This is a genomic window from Robertmurraya siralis, from assembly GCF_005502275.1.
Lineage (GTDB): Bacteria > Bacillota > Bacilli > Bacillales > Cytobacillaceae > Robertmurraya > Robertmurraya siralis.
The window spans coordinates 1-22,467 of the sequence record NZ_SWLZ01000032.1; the positions used below are offsets into that span (position 1 = coordinate 1).

The following is a 22,467-nucleotide window of genomic DNA, read 5'->3' on the forward strand; positions in this document are numbered from 1 at the left end:
ATCCTAGTTTGCCCCTTAGATATTCCATTACAATTTTTAATTTAAATTCTTCACTATACTTCGCCATACAAAAACACCCCAGAGGTTAGATTTTTAACTCTAACTTCTGGGGTGCAGTACCGTTGCACTTAGCTTTTTTATCACTGGCCCATGAAGTTTATTAAGCCTCGACTACTTAGGACAGGCGTAGATACACTATCAAAAGCCTTATACGCAACTACAAAGTCTATAATTTCCTAAAAAAATCAAAAAGGCATGGTCCGGTACATTACCGAGCCATGCCTAACCTCAAGTTGATTTTTCCTGTTCCTGTTTTCATTCAATCATTTTATACTATAATAAGAAGTTACATTAAAACCTTTTTCTTTATAGAAATCCAAAATCCCGTAGAAAATCGCCTCTGCTGCTTTTTGCCGCCATTCTGGTGATTTTAATTTTTCAACATCTTTTTCATTATCAATAAAACCCATTTCTACTAAAACAGCAGGCATATTATTTTCACGAATAACATGGAAATTTCCTTTCTTAACGTCTCTGTTTCTCAAATTCCATGCAGCCAGCAATCGGTTTTGAATCTTAGTTGCCAATAGCTTACTATCAGCTACGTAAGGATTAGTAGCAGCCGAATAATAATAGGTTTCAGTGCCATTGGCAGCACCATTAAACTTATTTGCGTGTATACTCACAAAGATATTCCCTTTTGCCGCCTTTGCAATTTCTACACGTTTGGCTAATGTAGGATATACATCGGTTTCCCGCGTCATCGTGAGTTTGAAAGGAGTCTTATCTAATAAGGCTTTTACCTTCAAACTTGTGTCTAAAACTACATCTTTTTCTTTAAGCCCAAAACCTGAAGCACCTGGGTCATGTCCGCCGTGTCCAGGATCAATCACGATCATTTGTGAGGCTACTGATTGACCATTATTCTCTCCTGGCTTAGGTGTATCCGTACCACTTAAATAACTGCTATTAACGAAACCTTCTAACTTGGAAGAACGAATATACATCCATTCTCCTACAATATAAGAACCTTGCACCTTTGTTCCTTTTGGAATACTACCAACAGCTCCATAAGCGGTTGATGGACCTGTTCGCACATTCAAAGAACTAGCTGTTACTTCCGTTTCTATATTAAAGCTTACTTGTGGCGATATCCTCAGTTTATAGTTGATTGACCGAGCTAAGAAAACGGCAAAATCAGCACGTTTTATGTTATATGTATAACCAAAATCAGTCTGTGTAATTCCTTGTGCTATTCCTCTCTTCATTAATGCTTCAGCAGCACTGGCAGTATTCGTTGCATTGTAATGAAAAGCTCTACTTATAAGTAACGCCATTTCTCCTCTTGTAACTGGATTGTTCGGTTTAAAGCTGCCATCTACGTATCCAGAAATAATTTTTGCGTCAACTGCAGATTGAATATATCCCGATGCAAAGGACTGACTGCCAACGTCATGAAAACGTGTATTTCTTTTTGTACCATCTAGTCCAACGGCTCTTCCAATCATGGTTGCTGCTTCTGCTCTTGTAACCGTTTTATCCGGTAAAAAATGGCCGTTACCGTTACCTGAGACAATTCCTCCTTCCGCCAAATAATTGATTGATACCAGAGCACGGTGTGTTGAACCTACATCCTTAAAAGGCTGCGCTGCCTGGATATTACTAACCGTCAATGGCCAAATAACAAAAACTAGCAAAATAACGAAAACTGTTTTTCTCAAGCTCTACCCTTCCTTCTTGACATTCTACCATGTGTTAATCATTTTGAGTCATTCATTTGGATAATTGGAAACATGCAAAAAATGTCTATATTTTTGATTCAATTCTCATATCGACAAATAAGTGAAAAATTTTAACTGCTTTAATTATTGATGTCGATTGCGGAGGTTTTTGTGGGAGTTTTGGATATGATTGCGAGGATTTGATGATTCATTGCGAGAATTTTGAGGACTATTGCAAGTGTGTAAACTAAATTTCCTCTATATTTTATTCTATGAAACATTTAACAATGGGCGATGGTCATGAATCAACTATTTAGTTCACGACCACCTGAAGAAACGTGTGAAAAAATATCTAGAATAACTACACACGTTACTTGACAAGCCCAAAGACTTTTTTACTGGCTTCCTCAAAAGTAAGAGAAACCGTATTATTTAGTATTGCAAATTATCTTATTCTCAATTTTGTATACGCTTTGTTTTGCTAATATTTTAATACTTTTATCTTTAATTTCTTTTAAACTTTCAGATAACTTATCAGGTATCAAACTTTGCACATCTTCCAATTCAGTACCCAAATGAATAATGTCTATTATTTCTTTTGAGATTCCCTTAGAATCAACTAAATCTATTGTGTAAGGACTAAATAATAATTTTTCAGCTTCATCAATAGTTACTAGTTCACTTTCTAAACCGTCTACTACACCTATAATATACAAAATCAATAGTTTTTCCAATTCATGTTTATTTGTCGCATTAATTAGTAATTGATACATAATTTACCATTTGGCACTCCATCCACTTTTTACTTTAACATCATAGACTAAACCTAATTTACTTTGAAAATAATGGATTGAAACCTTTTTGCCATTTTTATCATAACCATATGAATATATTTACAAATCAATACTCAGTTATTTACTTAATTGGCTGTAATCACCAATTCATAAGTTGCTCAATTATGCACAACAATAGTAAGTCATTATCTAAGAAAATAGCTAAGGACTTCTGCACTGTAGATGCTATTCAGTAAAAGTTAAAGAAATTAAGTACTGAGATTCAATACAGCGCAAACAAAAAGAAAAACCCTTGATAAACAAGGGTTAATCGTTCATTATCCGATAGAACCTTCCATCTCAAATTTGATTAAACGGTTCATTTCAACAGCATATTCCATTGGAAGTTCTTTCGTAAATGGTTCAATGAAGCCCATTACGATCATTTCAGTTGCTTCTTCCTCAGAAATACCACGACTCATGAGGTAGAATAACTGCTCTTCAGAAACCTTTGATACCTTCGCTTCATGCTCTAATGAAATGTTATCATTTAAGATTTCGTTGTACGGAATGGTATCTGAAGTAGATTTGTTGTCAAGGATTAACGTATCACACTCAATATTAGAGCGTGCACCGTCAGCCTTACGTCCAAAATGGACAATTCCGCGATACGTTACTTTACCGCCTTGTTTTGAAATGGATTTTGATACGATCGTTGAAGATGTATTTGGTGCTAAGTGCATCATTTTAGCACCAGCATCTTGGTGCTGACCTTTACCTGCAATCGCGATAGATAAAGTCATTCCACGAGCACCTTCACCTTTCAAAATAACAGCCGGATATTTCATTGTGAGTTTAGAACCAATGTTTCCATCAATCCATTCCATCGTTGCGTTTTCTTCACATACGGCACGCTTTGTAACCAAGTTGTAAACGTTGTTTGCCCAGTTTTGGATTGTTGTGTAACGGCAATAAGCGTCTTTTTTAATGATGATTTCAACAACAGCACTATGGAGTGAGTTGGTTGTATAAACAGGAGCCGTACACCCTTCTACATAATGAACATGTGCCCCTTCATCAACGATAATCAATGTACGCTCAAATTGTCCCATATTTTCAGAGTTAATACGGAAATAAGCTTGTAACGGAGTTTCCACTTTTACTCCCTTTGGTACATAAATGAATGAACCACCAGACCAAACCGCCGAATTTAATGCAGCAAATTTATTGTCTGTTGGTGGGATTACTTTCGCCCAATGCTCACGGAAAATATCTTCATTTTCTTTTAAAGCAGAGTCAGTATCTTTGAAGACAATTCCTAGCGCTTCAAGATCTTCTTGCATATTGTGGTAAACAACCTCTGACTCATACTGTGCTGAAACCCCAGCCAAATACTTTTGCTCTGCTTCAGGAATACCAAGCTTATCAAACGTTTGCTTAATTTCTTCAGGTACCTCATCCCAAGAGCGTTCTGTTTTTTCCGATGGTTTTACGTAGTACGTAATCTCATCAAAGTTTAAAGAATTTAAATCTCCACCCCATTGAGGCATTGGCATGCTGTAAAAGTGGTCTAGAGATTTTAAACGGAAATCGAGCATCCATTGAGGCTCTTCCTTCATTTTTGAAATTTCTTCAACAATCTCACGTGTAAGACCACGTTTTGATCGGAAGATGGAGACATCTTTGTCGGCAAAGCCGTATTTATAATCACCGATCTCAGGCGCTTTTTTAGCCATCGAAAGTCTTCCTCCTTTTATAAAGTGGAAAGGACCAAATTGCGCCCTTTCACACTTCCTTTATTGTTCATCTTCCTTGAGTCCTTTTTCCATCGCCTTCCAAGCCAATGTTGCACACTTGATTCGCGCTGGAAATTTAGCCACTCCTTGAAGTGCTTCGATATCGCCTAAATCGATATCTTCATCATATTCATTCCCTAACATCATATCCGAAAAAATCTTTGAGAGCTTTAAGGCATCCTCAATCGATTTCCCTCTTATAGCCTGTGTCATCATCGAAGCAGATGACATCGAAATCGAACAGCCCTCTCCTTCAAACTTTGCATCAATCACTTTGTCATCATTAACCTTTAAAGTTAATTGGATGCGATCGCCACATGTAGGGTTATTCATGTTAATTGTTAAGCTATCATCCTCTAAGACACCTTTATTACGAGGATTTTTATAATGATCCATAATGACTTGTCGGTAGAGTTGATCAAGATTAGAAGACATCAGAAAAATACTCCTTTGTTTTGATAAGCCCCGCAACAAGCTTATCAATATCTTCTTCTGTGTTATACAGATAGAAGCTGGCACGGGCAGTTGCTGATGCTTTAAGCCATTTCATCAGTGGTTGCGCACAATGATGGCCTGCGCGAACAGCAATCCCTTCCGCATCTAAAACGGTAGCTACATCGTGCGGATGCACATCTGCAATATTAAAGGTTACAAGACCTGCACGCTTATTCGGGTCTAACGGTCCGTAAATTGTCATTCCTTCTACTGCAGACATTTTTTCTAAAGCATAGGCTGCCAAGCGATGCTCGTGGGCTTGAATATTCTCCAATCCAATCTCTGTTAGAAAATCAATCGCAGCGCCTAAGCCAATCGCTCCAGCAATAATCGGTGTTCCTCCTTCAAACTTCCAAGGAAGCTCCTTCCAGGTAGAGTCATACAGGTCAACGAAATCGATCATTTCCCCACCGAATTCGATTGGCTCCATATTTTCTAATAAATGCTTCTTCCCATAAAGTACCCCAATTCCAGTCGGACCACACATTTTATGAGCTGAGAAACCTAAGAAATCGCAATCTAAATCTTGAACATCTATTTTCATATGTGGTGCTGCTTGAGCACCATCGACTACCATAACTGCTCCATGTTCATGGGCAATTTTCGCAATCTCCTTAATCGGATTCATAACTCCCAAAACATTCGATACCATTGTGACAGAAACAATTTTCGTCTTGGAATTAACAATTTCTGATACATCCGCAAGTAAAATCGTTCCATCCTCTTGTAATGGCAAATATTTCAACGTAGCTCCTGTTGCTTTTGCAAGCTGTTGCCAAGGAATGATATTACTATGATGCTCCATGTACGTGATGACAATCTCATCCCCCGGCTGTACATTCGCTTTACCAAAGCTTGCTGCCACTGTATTTAACGCTGTTGTCGTTCCCCTAGTAAAAATAACTTCTTGAGTAGATTTAGCATTAATAAATTTTCTGACCTTTTCCCTTGCACCTTCATACCCATCTGTTGCTCTCGTTCCTAATGTATGCACACCACGATGAACATTCGAATTATATTCGCAATAATAGGTTTCAAGTGCCTCCATGACCTGAACAGGTTTTTGGGAAGTAGCTGCACTGTCTAAGTAAACAAGGGGGTTCCCATTGACTTCCTGGTTGAGAATCGGAAAATATGAACGAACATCCGCGACATTCATTACTTTACTTTCCTTTCAATCACGGCACGAAGTTGATTTTTAACCCCTTCGATTGGTAATTCATTTACAACTGGTGCTAAAAATCCATGAATGATTAATCTTTCAGCTTCCATCTTAGAGATTCCACGGCTCATTAAGTAATAAAGCTGAAGAGGATCAACACGGCCAACTGATGCAGCATGTCCTGCTGTTACATCATCTTCGTCAATAAGTAGAATTGGGTTCGCATCCCCACGAGCCCCTTCACTTAACATGAGAACACGTGATTCTTGCTCTGCATTCGACTTTGTAGCACCATGCTCAATTTTACCGATTCCGTTAAAAATAGAGCTTGCTTTATCCTTCATAACGCCGTGCTTTAAAATATATCCTTCAGAATGTTTTCCAAAGTGAACAACTTTAGTTGTAAAGTTTTGAACCTGTTCCCCACGTCCAACAACAACCGTTTTTGTATCACCAAAGGAACCATCACCAATAAGATTTGTAACATTCTCAGAAATCGTGTTACCGTCATTCATTAAGCCAAGCGCCCACTCGATTCGAGCATCTCTTCCTGCAACACCACGACGATTTACGTACGTGGTTGTTCCTTTTGCTAATGTATCAACTGCTCCATACTGTACTTTAGCATTTGTTCCAGCAATCACTTCAGTCACAATATTGAAGATTCCTTCTGCTGAATCTACTGTTGAAATATAATTTTCAACATAAGTAATTGAGCTATTATCTTCTGCAACTACTAATACGTGGTTGAACATATTCGCTTCTTTTTCATCATGAATGAACACAGATTGAATGGGTGAAGTAAGTTCAACATTTTTCGGAACATATAAAAATGCTCCACCATTTAAGAACGCTGCATGAAGCGCGGTTAATTTATGTTCATCAACCTTGACTCCATCGTTCATGAAATACTGCTGTAAAAGGTCTCCATGCTCTCTAGCAGCAGTAAAGATATCAACAAAAATTACGCCTTTTTCTTGCAGTTCCTTCGATACAGAAAGAATGGAAGGACGATTATTTCGTTGAATGTATAAATTCTGATCTCCTGACTCAATGTCAACTAGTACTCGCACATCTTCTGGAAGATCATTTAATGAAGCGAAATCATCACTTTTCACAATATGTTTTTCAAATTGTGTAAAGTTCCATTTATCAATTTTTGTTTTATCAGGTCTAGGGAGAGGAAGTGCATCCACTTTCTCAAGTGCCTCTAGACGAAGAGTCGTTAACCAAGCTGGTTCTCCCATTTCCCGAGAGAAAGAGCTAACATACTCTTTATCAAATGGTAATTTTATTTCAGTAGTCATTGCGATCCTCCTAACACTTATGCTTCTTGCCCAACAGTTTCGTCTTCAATGCCAAGTTCTTTTTTGATCCAGTCATATCCCTCTGCTTCTAAACGCTGTGCAAGCTCAGGACCACCAGATTTAACAACGCGACCTTGCATCATTACATGGACATGGTCAGGAGTAATGTAGTTCAATAGACGTTGATAGTGAGTGATAATTAAGCAGCCAAAATCAGGGTTGCGCATTTCGTTGATTCCTTTTGAAACAACTTTTAATGCATCGATATCAAGACCTGAGTCAATTTCGTCAAGAATCGCGATTTTTGGCTCAATCATCATTAATTGGAGAATTTCATTGCGCTTTTTCTCCCCGCCAGAGAAGCCTTCGTTTAAATAACGCTGAGCCATATCTGGGTCCATTTCAAGGAATTCCATTTGTGAATCCATTTTGCGAATAAATTTCATTAACGAAATTTCATCGCCTTCTTCACGGCGAGCGTTAATAGCTGAACGCAAGAAGTCTGCATTTGTAACACCACTAATTTCACTTGGGTATTGCATTGCGAGGAAAAGACCAGCTTTAGCACGCTCATCTACTTCCATTTCTAATACATCTTCCCCATCTAATGTGATGCTGCCTTGAGTTACTTCATACTTTGGATGACCCATAATCGCAGATGATAAAGTAGATTTACCAGTCCCGTTTGGTCCCATGATTGCGTGGATTTCTCCACCCTTCACTTCAAGGTTTACTCCTTTTAATATCTCTTTACCCTCAATTGAAACATGAAGGTCTTTAATTGTTAAAGTAGATCCTGCCATAATAATACCTCCGTAATATAAAAAAAGATTTTATCCTCGCTGGCCAAGGCCAATCGTTGATTCTCATTTTATTCTCATTACAATCTTATAACAAATGAAAAGTGTTAGCAACTCTTTAGCAGTGTTAAAACATAGCAAAATATATCATAAAAATTTTTATCTAGTTCCCACATAGACACAGCACAGTCTCCATAATAAGGATTTATGTTTAACGGTTGTTATAAAATTTGTTCAATATATTTTTTTCCGTAACCTTCCCATGTATGTATTGATGTTCTAAGTGAGAATGAACATCATTTTTAATTAGGTTAGAAAGGGAATATTTGTTTTAATTTGTGCAAACGATTTAGGCATATTTGCGACACCTTTATTGAGGCTGCTGTCTGGCAATTCGGACTAATTTGTATTGTATAATGGCCGCGAATAGTATGTGGGACAGAGCTGTCTTCTTTTTGATGTTCTTTGTCCTCATGAACCCTCTATGAGGACACACTTGGCCCTTTTTTCTGTTCTTTGTCTGCATGAACTCCTAATCAGGAATATCCTCCTCTCATGCACAGCGTTTATCTTCATGGCAGGACTTTTGAATCATCCGGAAACCATTTCGCCGGGATGCTTAACCTTATTTTGCTTCCAATAAGCTCAAGATAAGCTGCTTGTCCATATGACAGTTCGGCAAAACCAATGCATATGACAAAAACCAGTGTAGCTAAAACACTGGTTTTTTGTTTTTCTTCCTTATTATATACTTGCTTCAAATCGTGCTGAGCTATAAATTACCTTAATTGATTTCTAGTTAAATCTGCTACAAGACGCTGACTTTGAATGTATTCCTGTTCACGCCGTCTTTCAACCCGCATTCTCACTTCATGCTTTCGGCAATAGGTAGCATAGCAAACATTGTGGGCTCCGTGCATCGCTTTTTCCATTTCACTCGTATAATTCATCTGAAGTACCATCATTTTGGTTTCGCCCCCTTTTTCAGGGAGATACGAAAATAACTAATAATATCCTTCCTTTCGTGTTTTGTCACATAAGGCAAGCGATTTACTACGTGTTTAATGTTAGCACCACTCAGGTTATAACTCAAAATGGAAATTCAAGCATATTTCCCTTTGAATAGCAATATTCAGGAATAAGCGTCGAAACTTGTTAACTTTTCTTACAATTCAACCAGTATCCTTTAAAATAAACGATATCTTCACACCATTCTAATTGTAGACTTTACTCACCACATCAATGATAAAAACAACATAGTTTTGCAGGCTTGCTTGCTCGACATAGGATGATGATCGCTCAATCCCCAAAAATCAACAGCTGGAGATTTTCGGAACATCGAAAACAGTTTGTTCCTAGGATTCATACTCACTTCCGCACAAACAATTAAGTTGCAAAAATCCAATTACCAATATTTTTTAGATTTTACTGCATACGCTAAGCGTAGATGCACCCATTAAATAGTTATCCACAATAAATAAACTTAGTAGACGACATTGAAAAACCAGCTCCAAAAATGGAACTGGTTTTCTCATGATTATTCAGACACTGGAACAACTGCACCTTCATATTGTTCTAAAATAAAGTTTTGGATCTCTTCTGAACGAAGTACTTCAACAAGCTTTTTAATCGCTTCTTTATTTTCATCTCCACTACGAACAGCAATAACATTCACATATGGTGAATCACTTTCTTCAATTGCAATAGAATCTTCAAGTGGATTTAATCCAGCATCGATTGCATAGTTGGAATTTATAAGAACAGCGTCACCTTCATCGTTATTATAAATTTGTGGCAAAAGAGATGCTTCATATTCTGTATCAAATTGTAAGTTCTTCGGATTATCGACAATATCATCAATGGTTGCTGCTGTTTTTTCAATACCTTCTTTAAGAGTAATCAAGCCTTCTTTTTCAAGAAGTGATAAAATACGACCATGATCTGGGACAGAACTACTAATAATAATATGTGCTTCATCAGGTAAAGCATCTAAGCTATCATATTTCTTTGAATACACACCGATAGGTTCGATATGAATTCCACCTGCATTAACGAAATCATAGCCATGCTCTTCAATTTGCGCATTCAAATACGGAATATGTTGGAAGTAATTCGCATCTAAGTCCCCACCCGCTAATGCTTGGTTGGGAAGAACATAATCTTGGAACGTTTCGATTTGAAGTTCAATTCCTTCTTCCGCTAAAATTGGCTTCGCTTTTTCTAAAATTTCAGCATGTGGAACATTTGATGCTCCTACAACAAGGGTAGTCGTTTCTTCAGTTTCAGTTTCAGCTCCTTCTCCATCTGCATTGCCGCCATCTTCAGCATCATTATTCGTGCTTCCGCATGCAGCTAAAAATAAAATTAGTGCAAAAGATGCAAAAATAGTTAACCATTTTTTCATAGTAAACACTCCTTATCGTTTATCTAATTTATTTGTTATGACATCTCCAATAAATTGGATGACAAATACAATGATTAAAATAATAATCGTTGCCATTAACGTAACATCACTTCTTGAACGTTGGAATCCTTCCAAGTAAGCAAGGTTTCCGAGTCCACCAGCTCCGATAACTCCAGCCATTGCTGTATAGCCGACTAGAGCAATCGCAGTCACCGTAATACCGGAAACGAGCGCTGGCATTGATTCAGGCAGCAATACCTTCCAAATAATCGTGCTTGTTTTAGCCCCCATCGATCGAGCCGCTTCAATAACCCCTTTATCAATTTCCCTTAAGCCAATTTCAACCATTCTTGCGTAAAAGGGAGCAGCTCCAACAATTAATGCTGGCAAGGCAGCATTTTCCCCAATCATTGTACCAAGCAAGAATTTCGTAATGGGGATAAGGAGAACAATCAGAATAATAAAAGGAATCGATCTAAATACATTAACAAAAGCACTAATAATTTTATTCACAAATGCATTTTCCCAAATATTTCCCTTAGCTGTTAAAAAGAGTAATAAACCTAGTATAATGCCGATAATAAAGGTTGCAACTACCGAAATCCCTGTCATATAAAGCGTTTCTACTGTTGCTTCCCACATTTTATCCCATTTCACATTTGGAAAGAGCTCATTTATCATGTTTTATCACCTCTACTCCAACCTGCTGGGACGTAATAAAATCAATTGCTTTTGAAGTTTCTGAAGCCTCTCCGTCAATATGGATAAACAATGTACCATATGAGCCGTTTTGCGTTTGAGAAATCTTGCCTTGCAAAATATTAACGGTCACTTCGAAATTACGAATAAGATTTGTAATTAATGGCTGTTCTGCAGACTCACCAACAAACCCTAATTGGATCACCGTACCTTGAGGGTAACGTTCAAGTAAATGCTCAATCGTTTCTTTCGTTTCTTCTGGCTCTGTCACCTGCGAAACAAACCGCTTCGTAATTTTCTGCTGCGGGTTTTTGAATACTTCTAACACCTTCCCGGTCTCAACCACTTTCCCATCTTCCATAACAGCAACCCGATGACAAATCTTGCGAATCACATGCATTTCATGAGTAATGAGAACAATCGTTAAACCTAGACGTTTATTAATATCGACCAAGAGCTCTAAAATGGAATCTGTTGTTTGTGGATCGAGTGCAGAAGTCGCTTCGTCACAAAGCAGCACTTTAGGATTGTTCGCCAATGCACGTGCAATTCCCACCCTTTGCTTTTGACCACCACTTAGCTGTGAGGGATAAGCATCCTCTCGACCTTCAAGACCAACAAGCTTAATCAATTCATCCACTCTTTTAAGTCTGATATTCTTTGGAATACCGGCAATTTCCAATGGGAAAGCAATATTCTCGCGAACTGTTCTAGACCAAAGTAAATTAAAATGCTGGAAAATCATGCTGATTTCTTGGCGAGCCTTGCGCAGTTCTTGACCTTTAATTTGCGACACTTGTTTATCAGCAACAGTGACAGAGCCCGCCGTTGGAATTTCCAAACCGTTAAGCATTCTTATCAGTGTACTTTTTCCCGCACCGCTATAACCAATTACGCCAAAAATTTCACCTGCATTTATTTCCATGCTGACATCATCGACAGCTACAACTTTTCCTTTGAGAGAAGAGTACACTTTTTTCACATTTTGTATGGAAATCAAATATTATTCACCTACTTTTAAATCCTATTATTCTTATGAGATAACCAAGTTTTATAAACACTGGCAACTATGCCATTCATAGCTTTAGCTCACAAGCGTTTTTCATTCATAAGAACATGCTGTTCCAACATAGAAATAATTTTCGTCTCCAAACTACATAAAAATGCCTTCCTGCAGACAAGCAGAAAGGCATGCGTTATAAAATGTCCTTTCTCTCATCTATCAAAGCAATGCTTTGTGTGAATTGGCACCATTTCAATCACTTGACGGTTGCCGGGCTTCATCGGGCACATCCCTCCACCTCTCTTGATAAGAGCACACTATTAAATTCCATGTTGAATATGGGTGTTATCATAACATGTAATAACGAACATGTCAATGAAAATATTAAACACTCGAATGGATTCCCCAATCCTCTAAGAAGTGTTAACAGTTAAGTCAATTGATTATTTGAAAGCCTTTGGTCTCTTTTCGATATAGTTTGGAATTGCTAGACGAAATAAAGATTCTAATAATAAAGCGGTTCTCAAACTCCCCTGCCAATCTACTTCTTGGGCTGCAATTGCTTTTCTCAATTTCAAATTTCCCGTTATAATTGCTTCCATAACTTGTTTTTTACCCATTATAAAAACGTTAGCGGCATTCCTTTCGTCCTCATAAATCCGCAGCACTCCATCTTCAATTTGTAAAATCGCTTGTTCTTCATCAGCAATCAATTGAACAGATATTGTTTTATGTAATAAAGGGGTTAAGTGACTTCTTTCATTTACTTCATCAACCAATATACGAAGCAATTCCAGCAATGGTAGCCCTCCTATATGAAAATAATTTCATTTCTTTTACTTGAACTATTTCGATTCAAGAAGAAAAACCCCTTTAAAATTGATTCGACAAATACCAGCATACACCTCACATCAATCAATTTAAGTGACTGTACTGAAAATACAACGTTTTTATGTAAAAATTTCCCGAGAAATATGTTGGTTATTGTGATTGAGCCGATTTTGCTGTCGAAGCACCAGCTGGACGATTTATGCTTTTAAAGACAGTAAGGAAATAAATAGAGCCAATTAAATAAAGAGACGCTGTGATCGTAAAGACTATTGCATACCCCCAATACGCTCCATACATGATCACAATTCCAGTTGAGACGGGTCCCATCACGGCCCACCCAAGATTGAAAACCATTTGATTTATCGAATTCGCTAAGCCTTTTACAGAATCATTAACCTTCGACATCATCAGCGACGTTTGAATCGGATTTCCCGCATTCATCAACGCCTGCCGAAACAGAAAACCAATTGCTGCTAATGTTAAATTTTCAGTGTATGCTGTAAGTAAAAGAAAAGGTAAAGATGATAATTGAAGAATAACAACTGCTTTTACCTCTCCAAACTTTTTAACCATCAGTGGTCCTATGATCATCGCGACTGCTGTAGCAGCTTGGCCTAATGAAATAATTATCCCGATGATTGAGTTTGAAGCCATAAATCTATCTGCAAAATACAAGTTCAAATAAGGGATAACAAGCCCTGCTCCAATTCCTATAATTAATTGTGCTATCGCGAATAGGAGGATGATTTTGAACCCTTCTCGTTGCTGCTGTATTTTCTCCTTTAATGGCAGCTTTTTCTCTTTTTTGACCACTCGATTCTCTTGAAATTTCAATATTGGGATAAATGAAGAGAAATAAAATAGACCTGCAATAATTAACGTTACTCTTATACTCATAAGCGGTGAAAGAAACAGTGAAAAGACATCAGTAAAGATTCCACCAAACAGGTTTCCAATCACACTCGCACCTGTCATAACGGCTGAATAAATACTGAAAAGATGGACTCGTTGAAAGGACTTTGAATTTTCAGCAAGCCAAGGTATGGATGAAACCTGAATAAAAGCCATCGTTAACCCTGTAATGAACGCTAATATAAGTAAAAGTGTTTGAGCTTCAAAAACACCCCTTAAAACAAAAACAATTCCTGTTAAAATACTGCCCATTAGCATCACTTTTTTTCGACCAAAACGATCACTTATCATTCCTGCCGGCACAAGAATCAATGCAGTTGCTAACGATGTCAGGGAAATAACTTGACCATTTACCTGTTCAGCATAACCAAGCTCCCTAATATAAAAATTGTAAATAACCATGAAGATTCCAAACCCAATTTGAGCAAAAACATTCGCTAAAATAGAAAGTTTAATATTTTGATTGTAGCTTTTAATTTGTGAAGACCATTCCTGAAAAAAAGGCATGTGATGGTTCTCCTTTGTTTATTTCGCATTCCTAAATATCATAATCCCAGAACAATTAAAAGTAAACAAAAAATTGCAAAATTAAAAAACAGTGTGTCAAAAGGGAGCCAACTTTTCGTCACACTGTTTTTAAGCCACTGACTTTAAACCGTTTCTTTAATTATTTCATATAAATAAGGGACTGAATGAAAAGCATAAACCTTCTTCATAATGTGCGACCCATTAAAGAGCAATAAGCATGGTACACTTTCAATTTCCCACTCTAAAGCGAAATTTGGAATATAATTCAAATCACATTTTCCCCAAGTTTCATTTGGAAATAGTTTCTCCACGATTTCAAGCATTTTTCCTGCCACCTGACAGGTACCACATAGAGGTGTATATAAATAAAGGAAAAAAACGTCCTCTTGTTCCATTAAATTGAGTATATCTTGTGCGCTCAAGTCTTTCATATTTCGCTTGCTCCCTCACATGTTTAGTTGCCCTAATAAAATATAATCATTCCTATTTATATAATAACACGAGAAGAGACTCTTCTCGAAAGTTGTAATAGAAGAGCCTCAAAGGAAACTTAATCTCCACACCTTATCCTAAAGTAGGATCATGATTGTGTAAGAAGATTGAGTTTGTTTATTTAATTTCTACACATTAGGGTCTAAATGCTTCTTTTCTGTTTCTGCAATATATACTGCGCACGCTGCATCGCCTGTTATATTGACAGCTGTACGTGTCATATCTAACAAGCGATCAATGCCGATAATAAGGGCAATACCTTCTGCAGGTAATCCAACAGAGCTTAGGACCATAGCAAGCATGATGAGACCGACACCAGGCACACCTGCAGTTCCAACACTTGCTAGAACTGCTGTCAAAATAACTGTAATAATTTGCACAACGGTTAGTTCTACCCCATATACCTGTGCAATAAATATGGTGGCAACCCCTTGCATGATGGCTGTTCCATCCATATTGATTGTCGCTCCTAACGGTTGAACAAAGCTGCTAATTGATTCAGGAACTTTTAGGTTTTTTTGAGCAGTTTCCATTGAAACAGGCAATGTAGCATTACTGCTTGATGTACTGAAGCCTACCGTCATTGCGGGGAAAAAGCCTGTAAAAAATTGAACAGGGTTGCGTTTTGCTAAAAATAGCACGGTTCCCCCGTAAGTTAAAATGGAATGAAGCAAGAGCGCACCTAGTACAACGACAAAATATAACCCCATTGCTTTAAATGCCGCAAAGCCCTGGCTCCCAATCGCTGATGCAATCAACCCGAAAGTACCGTACGGAGCTGTTTTCATAACAAGATTAACAAGATACATCATGATCTCATTTCCTTGTTCCATTAGATTTAAAACGCCTCTCGTTTTATCCCCTAGAACAGTGAGCGCAAATCCTATGAATACTGAAAAGACGATAATTTGAAGCATATCTCCTTCAGCCATTGCCAATACAGGATTCGTAGGGATCATATTTAATAGAGTATCGATAAATGGTGGTGCCTCAGCATCTACAAACTGTTGACCTTCACTTTCTGTAATAGAAAGATCAAAACCTCCGCCAGCCCCAGGTTGAACAACAAGCGCTAGCATGATCCCAATTGTTAACGCAATCGCAGTCGTTAAAAGAAAGTAACTTATTGTTTTTAAGCCTATTCTTCCAAGTTTTTTTGGATCTCCTAACCCTGCTACTCCCAGGACAATTGAGAAAAAAACAATTGGTACAACAAGCATTTTAATCAAATTAATGAAGATCGTTCCTAACGGTCCAAATAAATAAGTATCGGTATACTGGAATATTTCCTGACCCAAAAAATTTACTACTAATCCAACAATAGCTCCTAAACCCAAGCCAATTAAAATTTTTTTAGTTTGAGACATAAATGACCTCCTTGAAGTAAGTTTTCTTGAACCAATCTCATTTTCCGCTTCTACGAATATATAAGTGCTATTCGTTTCATATAAAATTGATTCGAGTGTTAAAAGAAAAATTGATGCTGAAGGATATTAATGGAAGTTTTGCATTTGGAGAAAATAAAAATCACGAAAGGGGATGATTCGTGATCAAGAGCTCATCAATTCTCTCTCCTAATGCTTACGGGGTTAGCTGTCGGATTCGGATGAAGAGTAATACCCTACCTTAACTAAAAAGGATTCACCCCAAGTGCAATCTGCACAAATTGGTTCCCCCGCTTTCCTTTATGGAAACTCAGCCAAAACTAGTGTGTTCTTATTACGTACTCGTCTTTTCTAACAAGAACACTTAATTATTTTAATATAGCAAATTCAGTTTTGTAAATATATTTATATCAGGGTAATAATATCCAACTTGAATTTTAATAGAGTATACATAATCATTTGCAAGTAGGATAAGCTTAAAAACTTCACGGTGATTTTTAGTAAATCTTTATCGAAATACTTTCAATAAAAAAATTATTAAGTAAAATACATCTGTTCCTCTTTTATTTTTTGTTTTTTTAAAATTTTCACTCAATAACATTTACAAAACCTTTACAAATCATTAATGTTCAATTTACAAAGTATCGATATTCTTTACATTGGGGCAAAATAAAGGCAACTGAAAACAGATAACATTTTTTGGGGGTATAAGATTGGGATACAAAATAAAAATGGCAATGTTGATGCTCTGCTTAACCTTACTATTATCTGCATGCGGGGTAAAAAAAGAAGAAAAAAAGGGTGCCTCTGCGCACCATTCACATACATTAGCGATTTCAGGTTCTACCTCGGTCGGTCCGTTAGCTGAGAAATTAGCTGAAAAATATGAGGAAATAGATAATATTAAGATAGAAATAAATCAAATTGGTTCATCGGCTGGTATTACAAATGCCATAAATGATGTCTCAGAGATTGGTATGTCATCTCGTGAATTGAAGGAAGAGGAGAAAGCACGTTTACAAGAAACCATTATCGCTTATGATGGGATAGTTGTAGTCACCCATCCAAGTAACAAAGTGAAGGATTTGACAATGGAACAAATAAAAGACATTTTTACCGGGAAAATTACCAATTGGAAGGATCTTGGTGGAGATGACTTGGAGATTGTCGTCGTCTCCCGTGAGGATGGATCAGGCTCCCGTGATGCTTTTCAAGAAATTGTTGGCTATTCTTCAGGAGAATTAATCAGAAATGCTATAGTGGCAAGCGGAAATGGGAATATTAAAACGACGGTTGCTACCAATAAGCACGCTGTTGGATTTATCTCATTCGAGTATATAGATGAATCTGTATCTACAGTGAATGTCAATGGAGTGGAGGCAACTGCAGAAAATGTCCTTGCTCAAAAATATAGCTTAGCTCGTCCATTCCTATTTGTCCATAAAGAAGAAAGCCTTACAGAAGAAGGTCAGAGATTTATTGATTATATATTAAGTCCAGAAGGACAAGCGATTGCTGCGGAAACAGGAGCGATCCCCATAAAATAACAAATGTTCAATTTGTATAAGCAATATTGGAGGTCAAAGGGATGACAAGCCTACCGTTAAAAAAAGAAACAGAAAAGATCGGAAAGTCCAACAAAAGAAAATATAGATTAGAGAAATTCTCAGGAAATTTATTCTTGTTTTGTGCACTTCTTTCCGTCATCAGTTTATTACTGATTATTTGCTTTGTATTTTATAAAGGTGCCCATCCATTTCTAGCAGAAGGTTATCGTTTTTTGGATTTTCTATTAGGAAGTGACTGGGTTCCAAGCGAAGATAAATTCGGCATTCTCCCCATGATTATAGCTTCTTTATATGCAACCATAGGTGCTTTGATCATTGGTGTACCTATCGGGTTACTTACAGCCATCTTTTTAGCTGAAATTGCACCAAAAAGTATTGCCAAAATTATCTCACCGGCCGTACAGCTTTTAGCTGGAATCCCTTCTGTTTTATATGGTGTTTTTGGACTTGCAATCATTGTTCCTTTTTTACAAAATCATTTAGGGTTAATTAAAGGCCAAAGCTTAGTTGCCGTAATCCTTGTGTTAGCGATTATGATGCTACCTACAGTTGTTACAGTTGCAGAAACATCTATACGAGCGGTACCCAAGACTTACAGAGAAGGCTCTTTAGCTTTAGGTGCTTCCCCTATTGGGACCATCTTTAAAGTTGTTGTACCAGCAGCAAAGTCTGGCATCATGACAGCAATTGTACTAGGGATGGGTAGAGCAATAGGAGAAACAATGGCGGTTATATTAGTTGCAGGAAATAGCTTAATTATACCGACTAGTTTAACAGACAGTGTCCGCCCATTAACGACCAATATTGCTTTAGAGATGGGATATGCTTTTGGTACGCATCAAGAGATGCTATTTGCAACAGGAATTGTTTTATTCTCATTTATTCTAATCTTAAATTTTACATTGGCTAGAATTAGCTCGAAAGGTGGAAATTGAGTTGAGAAAGCTGAAGGATAACCTATTACTTACTCTGCTTTGGTTTGCAGCTTTCTTAACAGTTGCAGTACTTGTTACAATTGTCGGCTACATCTTTTATAAAGGCATGGGATTGATTAGTTTTAATTTTATATTTGGCGACTATTCCCCATCAGGTGATGGTGGAATATGGCCAATGGTTGTCACGACAATATACACAATCGCCATCTCCCTTATCATCGCTACACCTGTCGGAATCCTTGCTGCAGTTTACCTGCAGGAATATGCAAAACAAGGCAAATTAGTTCGATTAATTCGGTTTGCAACAGAAAGCTTAACGGGTATTCCATCTATTATATATGGATTATTTGGCGCTGTATTTTTTGTCACTACACTGAAATTAGGTATGTCTATTATCTCTGCATCATTAACCTTAACGATTATTGTATTACCTGTAATTATTCGGACTACAGAAGAATCATTAAAGACGGTCCCTCGAACTTACCGTGAGGGCTCACTCGCGCTAGGCACTACTAAACTTCAAACATTATACAAGGTCATTTTGCCAAGTGCTATGCCCGGTATACTCTCTGGGCTCATTCTTTCGATGGGAAGAATTATCGGAGAATCCGCTGCTATCTTCTTAACAGCAGGAACCGTTGCTGCAATGCCTTCTAGCATTTTCTCATCTGCGAGAACATTGACTGTTCACTCTTTTTTAGTGACACAAGAAGCAGGAGATATTGAGCTTGCTGCAGCAATTGGAATTGTTCTCATTGTAATCATTCTAATTCTTAATTTCTCTGCAACATTCATATCGAAGAAATTAAATAAGGCCGACTATTAAAAAGAGGTGAGGTACTTGAATACAACATTTGTGGAGAGAAAACAAATAACCGAAGAAATAACGGCAGATAACACTCAACTTAGTAAACAAACGAAAATTAGTGTAAAGGACTTAAATTTATTTTATGGGGACAAGCAAGCATTATATGATGTATCCATTAATATTAAGGAAAAAGAAGTAACCGCGTTAATCGGTCCTTCAGGATGTGGAAAATCAACGTTTTTGCGTACATTAAATCGTATGAATGACCTTATTGACAGTGTAAAGATCAACGGAGAAATCATCATTGACGGTGATGACATTTATCGCTCTAATGATGTAATTAAACTCCGTACAAAAGTTGGAATGGTTTTTCAAAAGCCTAATCTATTTCCAATGAGCATTTATGATAATGTTGCGTATGGTCCACGTATGCAAGGCATCAAAAATAAGTCGAAGTTAAATAAGATTGTTGAGGAAAGCCTGCGCGGTGCAGCGATTTGGGATGAAGTTAAGGATCGGTTGAAAAGTTCTGCACTTGGACTTTCAGGCGGTCAGCAACAAAGGGTTTGTATAGCAAGAGCCATCGCCATGAAACCAGATATCATCTTAATGGATGAACCAACATCTGCATTAGATCCTATTTCCACATTAAAAGTTGAAGAATTAATCACAACTATGAAAAATGACTATACCATTGTTATTGTTACACACAATATGCAACAGGCAGCACGTGTATCAGATAGGACTGCTTTTTTCTTAAGTGGAGAAATTATTGAGTTTGATGAAACAAGTAAGATTTTTTCAATGCCAAATGACCAAAGAACCGAGGATTATGTTACCGGTCGATTTGGATAAAGGGAGGCAAATTAATGGTCGTTCGTGAAAATTTTGAAAATAGCCTGCAGGAATTGCAAACAAAGATGACAGAAATGGGAGAATTGGCAATATCATCATTAGAAAAGGCTTTTACCGCCTTTAAAACACAAGATATCGAATTAGCTTTAAGAGTCATTGAAGAGGATAATGAAATTGATGATCTTGAAGAAGAAATTAATCAATTCGCCATTTGGCTTACCGTTAAAGAACAACCGGTGGCGAGAGATTTACGCAAAATTATTGGAGCTATAAAAATTTCCTCCGAGATAGAAAGGATTGCTGACTTTGGAGTAAATATTGCTAAGTCTGCCATCAAAATAGGCAGTGAACATTCCTTAATTTCATTGACACAACTTGAATCAATGAAGGATGCATGCATAAATATGTTGCAAAAGGCTCTGCAATCATTTATTGACGAGAATATTGTGCTAGCAAAAGAAGTTGGTGATATGGATGATGTCGTTGACGAATACAGCAATGAAACGTATAAGCAATTAACCACTTACTTAAGTGAGCACCCTGAAGAAACCAATCAGCTCGTACAATTATTATTTATCAATCGTTATCTTGAAAGAACTGCTGACCATATCACCAATATTGCTGAAAGTGCGGCATATCTTATAAAAGGCCGGAGATACGATTTGAATTAATAAATAAAGAGAGGAGACGTATATTTTTGCCCCTCTCTTATTTCAGTTTAAATATCTATAAACCGTATAACTGGTTTAGTTATTTTAATGTACACACTTCAGCTAAAAAAGGAACGGTCATTTGACTTTAGAAGGATTTCAAATTGTAAATGCAGACCTAAATGAGCTTAAGCGTAATATTATTTTTTTTAATCAGCGGTTGCAGGATATACTTGATGAAAATCGGTGATTAAAAATATTCACTCGTACTTTTAGCATCGCAGCTATTTCAAGAGTCAACGTTCCAAATACTCTGTATGCACATCTATATTCGCTGCTAAAAGAACGGTAGCTAAATGGTGCTCTGGCGCGCTTGCAACCTCCCGATACATCTTATCTATATAAAGATGCTCAACCTCCGGCAATTCGCGAATAAATTGTCTTCTTAACTTTTCTCCGGCATCATCCGCATCCACTAAAATATATACTTCTTTGCCGCTTATATAATCCACTAACTCATCAAGGCGAGAAATACTAATCGTACCATTCGTACAAATAATTTCAATTGGCTCCTTTATAATACTTTTCACCTTTCGTTTGTCAGAGGTTCCTTCAACGATGATAATCTTTTCTGTGTTCGAATCAAGCATCTTTATCACCCATCAACGAAAATTGTATTTGCCACACTATATGTATTCTAGTAGGAAAGGTTCTTCTCCTGCTTGTCATGAACCATAAACTGTAACGAACTGGATGTCCTATGCTCGATTTATCATTTTCTAGTAAAAAACGCCCCTAATTAGGAGCGCCTACTATTTTTTTGTTTAGTCTTCTTTAATTAAGCTTGCATATTCATCAGCAGACATTAGAGCATCCATATCGCTAGCATTGGCTGGCTCAATGACAATCATCCATGCTTTTTCATAGGGAGATTCATTGACAAATTCCGGACTGTCATTTAAATCTTCGTTGATTGCGACCACTTTTCCACTAATAGGTGCGTATAATTCAGAAACAGTTTTCACCGATTCTACACTCCCAAATGGTTCATTGGCAACCACCTCATCCCCGATCTCAGGAAGCTCAACAAAGACGATGTCCCCTAATTCTGATTGCGCAAAATCCGTAATTCCAATCCGTGCTGTTTCCCCTTCAAGCTTGACCCATTCATGTTCTTTTGAATAACGCAGTTCTTTTGGTGTGTTCATGCAAATCCCTCCAAAATAATTGTACTGTTACATTAACGCTGTTTTCGTTTTGATTGAAGATTTTTTGTAAACATCTTAAAACAGACATTTCAACCCCATACTTCACTACGAGGCAGATTTGATTTTTGCACGGCA

Annotated in this window: 22 protein-coding genes and 2 riboswitches; of the genes, 5 read left to right on the forward strand and 17 right to left on the reverse strand. The window is 37.3% G+C overall.

The genetic code is table 11. The annotated features are described in order from the left end of the window. Nucleotides 1-323: 323 nt before the first annotated feature. From FCJ93_RS22650 to FCJ93_RS22720, 15 genes are all read right to left on the reverse strand, one after another. Nucleotides 324-1,721 carry an N-acetylmuramoyl-L-alanine amidase gene (locus tag FCJ93_RS22650; RefSeq protein WP_137744761.1) on the reverse strand — a complete coding sequence of 466 codons (1,398 nt, stop codon included), beginning with the start codon at nucleotides 1,719-1,721 and terminating at the stop codon, nucleotides 324-326. Nucleotides 1,722-2,149: 428 nt separating this feature from the next. After that, complete coding sequence (locus FCJ93_RS22655; protein WP_095311414.1) at nucleotides 2,150-2,494, reverse strand: DUF3969 family protein; 345 nt, start codon at nucleotides 2,492-2,494, stop codon at nucleotides 2,150-2,152. A gap of 338 nt (nucleotides 2,495-2,832) precedes the next feature. Beyond that, entirely contained in the window at nucleotides 2,833-4,230 is a 1,398-nt protein-coding gene (gene sufB, locus FCJ93_RS22660; RefSeq protein WP_095311416.1) for a Fe-S cluster assembly protein SufB, read from the reverse strand. A gap of 60 nt (nucleotides 4,231-4,290) precedes the next feature. Next, nucleotides 4,291-4,728 (reverse strand): Fe-S cluster assembly sulfur transfer protein SufU, encoded by a 438-nt coding sequence (gene sufU, locus FCJ93_RS22665; protein ID WP_137744771.1) that lies wholly within the window; start codon nucleotides 4,726-4,728, stop codon nucleotides 4,291-4,293. Next, nucleotides 4,715-5,944: a cysteine desulfurase gene (locus tag FCJ93_RS22670; RefSeq protein WP_137744762.1), complete on the reverse strand. Its 1,230-nt coding sequence runs from the start codon at nucleotides 5,942-5,944 to the stop codon at nucleotides 4,715-4,717. Before FCJ93_RS22670 ends, sufU begins: the two co-directional genes overlap by 14 nt. Further along, entirely contained in the window at nucleotides 5,944-7,254 is a 1,311-nt protein-coding gene (sufD, locus tag FCJ93_RS22675; RefSeq protein ID WP_137744763.1) for a Fe-S cluster assembly protein SufD, read from the reverse strand. The genes FCJ93_RS22670 and sufD overlap by 1 nt, the downstream gene beginning before the upstream one ends. A 17-nt stretch (nucleotides 7,255-7,271) precedes the next feature. Next, nucleotides 7,272-8,057 carry a Fe-S cluster assembly ATPase SufC gene (sufC, locus tag FCJ93_RS22680; protein WP_095311422.1) on the reverse strand — a complete coding sequence of 262 codons (786 nt, stop codon included), beginning with the start codon at nucleotides 8,055-8,057 and terminating at the stop codon, nucleotides 7,272-7,274. Between the two features lie 776 nt (nucleotides 8,058-8,833). Beyond that, nucleotides 8,834-9,019, reverse strand: a complete 186-nt coding sequence (locus FCJ93_RS22685; RefSeq protein WP_095311427.1) for a hypothetical protein — start codon at nucleotides 9,017-9,019, stop codon at nucleotides 8,834-8,836. Nucleotides 9,020-9,591: 572 nt separating this feature from the next. Continuing rightward, on the reverse strand, nucleotides 9,592-10,458 hold the full coding sequence (locus tag FCJ93_RS22690) for a MetQ/NlpA family ABC transporter substrate-binding protein (RefSeq protein WP_095311430.1): 867 nt from the start codon (nucleotides 10,456-10,458) through the stop codon (nucleotides 9,592-9,594). Between the two features lie 12 nt (nucleotides 10,459-10,470). Next, the gene (locus FCJ93_RS22695; protein WP_137744764.1) at nucleotides 10,471-11,139 is read right to left on the reverse strand and encodes a methionine ABC transporter permease; all 669 of its coding nucleotides are present in this window, start codon (nucleotides 11,137-11,139) and stop codon (nucleotides 10,471-10,473) included. Continuing rightward, on the reverse strand, nucleotides 11,129-12,157 hold the full coding sequence (locus tag FCJ93_RS22700; RefSeq protein ID WP_137744765.1) for a methionine ABC transporter ATP-binding protein: 1,029 nt from the start codon (nucleotides 12,155-12,157) through the stop codon (nucleotides 11,129-11,131). Before FCJ93_RS22700 ends, FCJ93_RS22695 begins: the two co-directional genes overlap by 11 nt. A 212-nt stretch (nucleotides 12,158-12,369) precedes the next feature. After that, a riboswitch (SAM riboswitch) is annotated at nucleotides 12,370-12,473 on the reverse strand. A gap of 130 nt (nucleotides 12,474-12,603) precedes the next feature. Then, a complete protein-coding gene (locus FCJ93_RS22705; RefSeq protein ID WP_170211389.1) occupies nucleotides 12,604-12,960 on the reverse strand; it encodes an SCP2 sterol-binding domain-containing protein in 357 nt (118 codons plus the stop codon). A 181-nt stretch (nucleotides 12,961-13,141) separates the two neighbouring features. Continuing rightward, nucleotides 13,142-14,410 (reverse strand): MFS transporter, encoded by a 1,269-nt coding sequence (locus tag FCJ93_RS22710; protein WP_137744766.1) that lies wholly within the window; start codon nucleotides 14,408-14,410, stop codon nucleotides 13,142-13,144. 143 nt (nucleotides 14,411-14,553) lie between these two features. Further along, on the reverse strand, nucleotides 14,554-14,862 hold the full coding sequence (locus FCJ93_RS22715) for a thioredoxin family protein (protein ID WP_095311440.1): 309 nt from the start codon (nucleotides 14,860-14,862) through the stop codon (nucleotides 14,554-14,556). 189 nt (nucleotides 14,863-15,051) lie between these two features. Next, the gene (locus tag FCJ93_RS22720; RefSeq protein WP_095311443.1) at nucleotides 15,052-16,290 is read right to left on the reverse strand and encodes a dicarboxylate/amino acid:cation symporter; all 1,239 of its coding nucleotides are present in this window, start codon (nucleotides 16,288-16,290) and stop codon (nucleotides 15,052-15,054) included. 195 nt (nucleotides 16,291-16,485) lie between these two features. Next, a riboswitch (cyclic di-AMP (ydaO/yuaA leader) is annotated at nucleotides 16,486-16,634 on the reverse strand. A 387-nt stretch (nucleotides 16,635-17,021) separates the two neighbouring features. On the opposite strand from FCJ93_RS22720, the gene FCJ93_RS22725 reads away from it, so the two are divergent. Genes FCJ93_RS22725 through phoU form a run of 5 tightly spaced genes read left to right on the forward strand, consistent with a single transcriptional unit; the run spans nucleotide 17,022 to nucleotide 21,145 of the window. Further along, entirely contained in the window at nucleotides 17,022-17,855 is an 834-nt protein-coding gene (locus tag FCJ93_RS22725; RefSeq protein WP_235879574.1) for a phosphate ABC transporter substrate-binding protein, read from the forward strand. A gap of 41 nt (nucleotides 17,856-17,896) precedes the next feature. Beyond that, the gene (gene pstC, locus FCJ93_RS22730; protein ID WP_095311447.1) at nucleotides 17,897-18,811 is read left to right on the forward strand and encodes a phosphate ABC transporter permease subunit PstC; all 915 of its coding nucleotides are present in this window, start codon (nucleotides 17,897-17,899) and stop codon (nucleotides 18,809-18,811) included. Between the two features lies 1 nt (nucleotide 18,812). Next, nucleotides 18,813-19,637, forward strand: coding sequence for a phosphate ABC transporter permease PstA (gene pstA, locus FCJ93_RS22735; protein WP_095311450.1), 825 nt, complete (start codon nucleotides 18,813-18,815; stop codon nucleotides 19,635-19,637). A gap of 57 nt (nucleotides 19,638-19,694) precedes the next feature. Next, nucleotides 19,695-20,474 (forward strand): phosphate ABC transporter ATP-binding protein PstB, encoded by a 780-nt coding sequence (gene pstB / locus FCJ93_RS22740; RefSeq protein ID WP_095311501.1) that lies wholly within the window; start codon nucleotides 19,695-19,697, stop codon nucleotides 20,472-20,474. Between the two features lie 14 nt (nucleotides 20,475-20,488). Further along, nucleotides 20,489-21,145: a phosphate signaling complex protein PhoU gene (gene phoU, locus FCJ93_RS22745; protein ID WP_095311452.1), complete on the forward strand. Its 657-nt coding sequence runs from the start codon at nucleotides 20,489-20,491 to the stop codon at nucleotides 21,143-21,145. Nucleotides 21,146-21,420: 275 nt separating this feature from the next. Here phoU and FCJ93_RS22750 read toward each other — a convergent pair whose 3' ends face one another. Both FCJ93_RS22750 and gcvH read right to left on the reverse strand, forming a co-directional pair. Further along, entirely contained in the window at nucleotides 21,421-21,774 is a 354-nt protein-coding gene (locus tag FCJ93_RS22750; protein WP_095311454.1) for a toprim domain-containing protein, read from the reverse strand. A gap of 174 nt (nucleotides 21,775-21,948) precedes the next feature. Next, nucleotides 21,949-22,332: a glycine cleavage system protein GcvH gene (gene gcvH, locus FCJ93_RS22755; RefSeq protein WP_137744767.1), complete on the reverse strand. Its 384-nt coding sequence runs from the start codon at nucleotides 22,330-22,332 to the stop codon at nucleotides 21,949-21,951. Nucleotides 22,333-22,467: the final 135 nt, after the last annotated feature.

Coding starts and splice junctions, on each gene's coding strand:
- sufC (WP_095311422.1), bottom strand. CDS start 8,057: ATGGCAGGATCTACTTTAACAATTAAAGACCTTCATGTTTCAATTGAG.
- sufB (WP_095311416.1), bottom strand. CDS start 4,230: ATGGCTAAAAAAGCGCCTGAGATCGGTGATTATAAATACGGCTTTGCC.
- FCJ93_RS22715 (WP_095311440.1), bottom strand. CDS start 14,862: ATGAAAGACTTGAGCGCACAAGATATACTCAATTTAATGGAACAAGAG.
- FCJ93_RS22750 (WP_095311454.1), bottom strand. CDS start 21,774: ATGCTTGATTCGAACACAGAAAAGATTATCATCGTTGAAGGAACCTCT.
- pstC (WP_095311447.1), top strand. CDS start 17,897: ATGACAAGCCTACCGTTAAAAAAAGAAACAGAAAAGATCGGAAAGTCC.
- FCJ93_RS22670 (WP_137744762.1), bottom strand. CDS start 5,944: ATGAATGTCGCGGATGTTCGTTCATATTTTCCGATTCTCAACCAGGAA.
- FCJ93_RS22695 (WP_137744764.1), bottom strand. CDS start 11,139: ATGATAAATGAGCTCTTTCCAAATGTGAAATGGGATAAAATGTGGGAA.
- FCJ93_RS22710 (WP_137744766.1), bottom strand. CDS start 14,410: ATGCCTTTTTTTCAGGAATGGTCTTCACAAATTAAAAGCTACAATCAA.
- FCJ93_RS22690 (WP_095311430.1), bottom strand. CDS start 10,458: ATGAAAAAATGGTTAACTATTTTTGCATCTTTTGCACTAATTTTATTT.
- phoU (WP_095311452.1), top strand. CDS start 20,489: ATGGTCGTTCGTGAAAATTTTGAAAATAGCCTGCAGGAATTGCAAACA.
- FCJ93_RS22720 (WP_095311443.1), bottom strand. CDS start 16,290: ATGTCTCAAACTAAAAAAATTTTAATTGGCTTGGGTTTAGGAGCTATT.
- FCJ93_RS22685 (WP_095311427.1), bottom strand. CDS start 9,019: ATGATGGTACTTCAGATGAATTATACGAGTGAAATGGAAAAAGCGATG.
- FCJ93_RS22655 (WP_095311414.1), bottom strand. CDS start 2,494: ATGTATCAATTACTAATTAATGCGACAAATAAACATGAATTGGAAAAA.
- sufD (WP_137744763.1), bottom strand. CDS start 7,254: ATGACTACTGAAATAAAATTACCATTTGATAAAGAGTATGTTAGCTCT.
- gcvH (WP_137744767.1), bottom strand. CDS start 22,332: ATGAACACACCAAAAGAACTGCGTTATTCAAAAGAACATGAATGGGTC.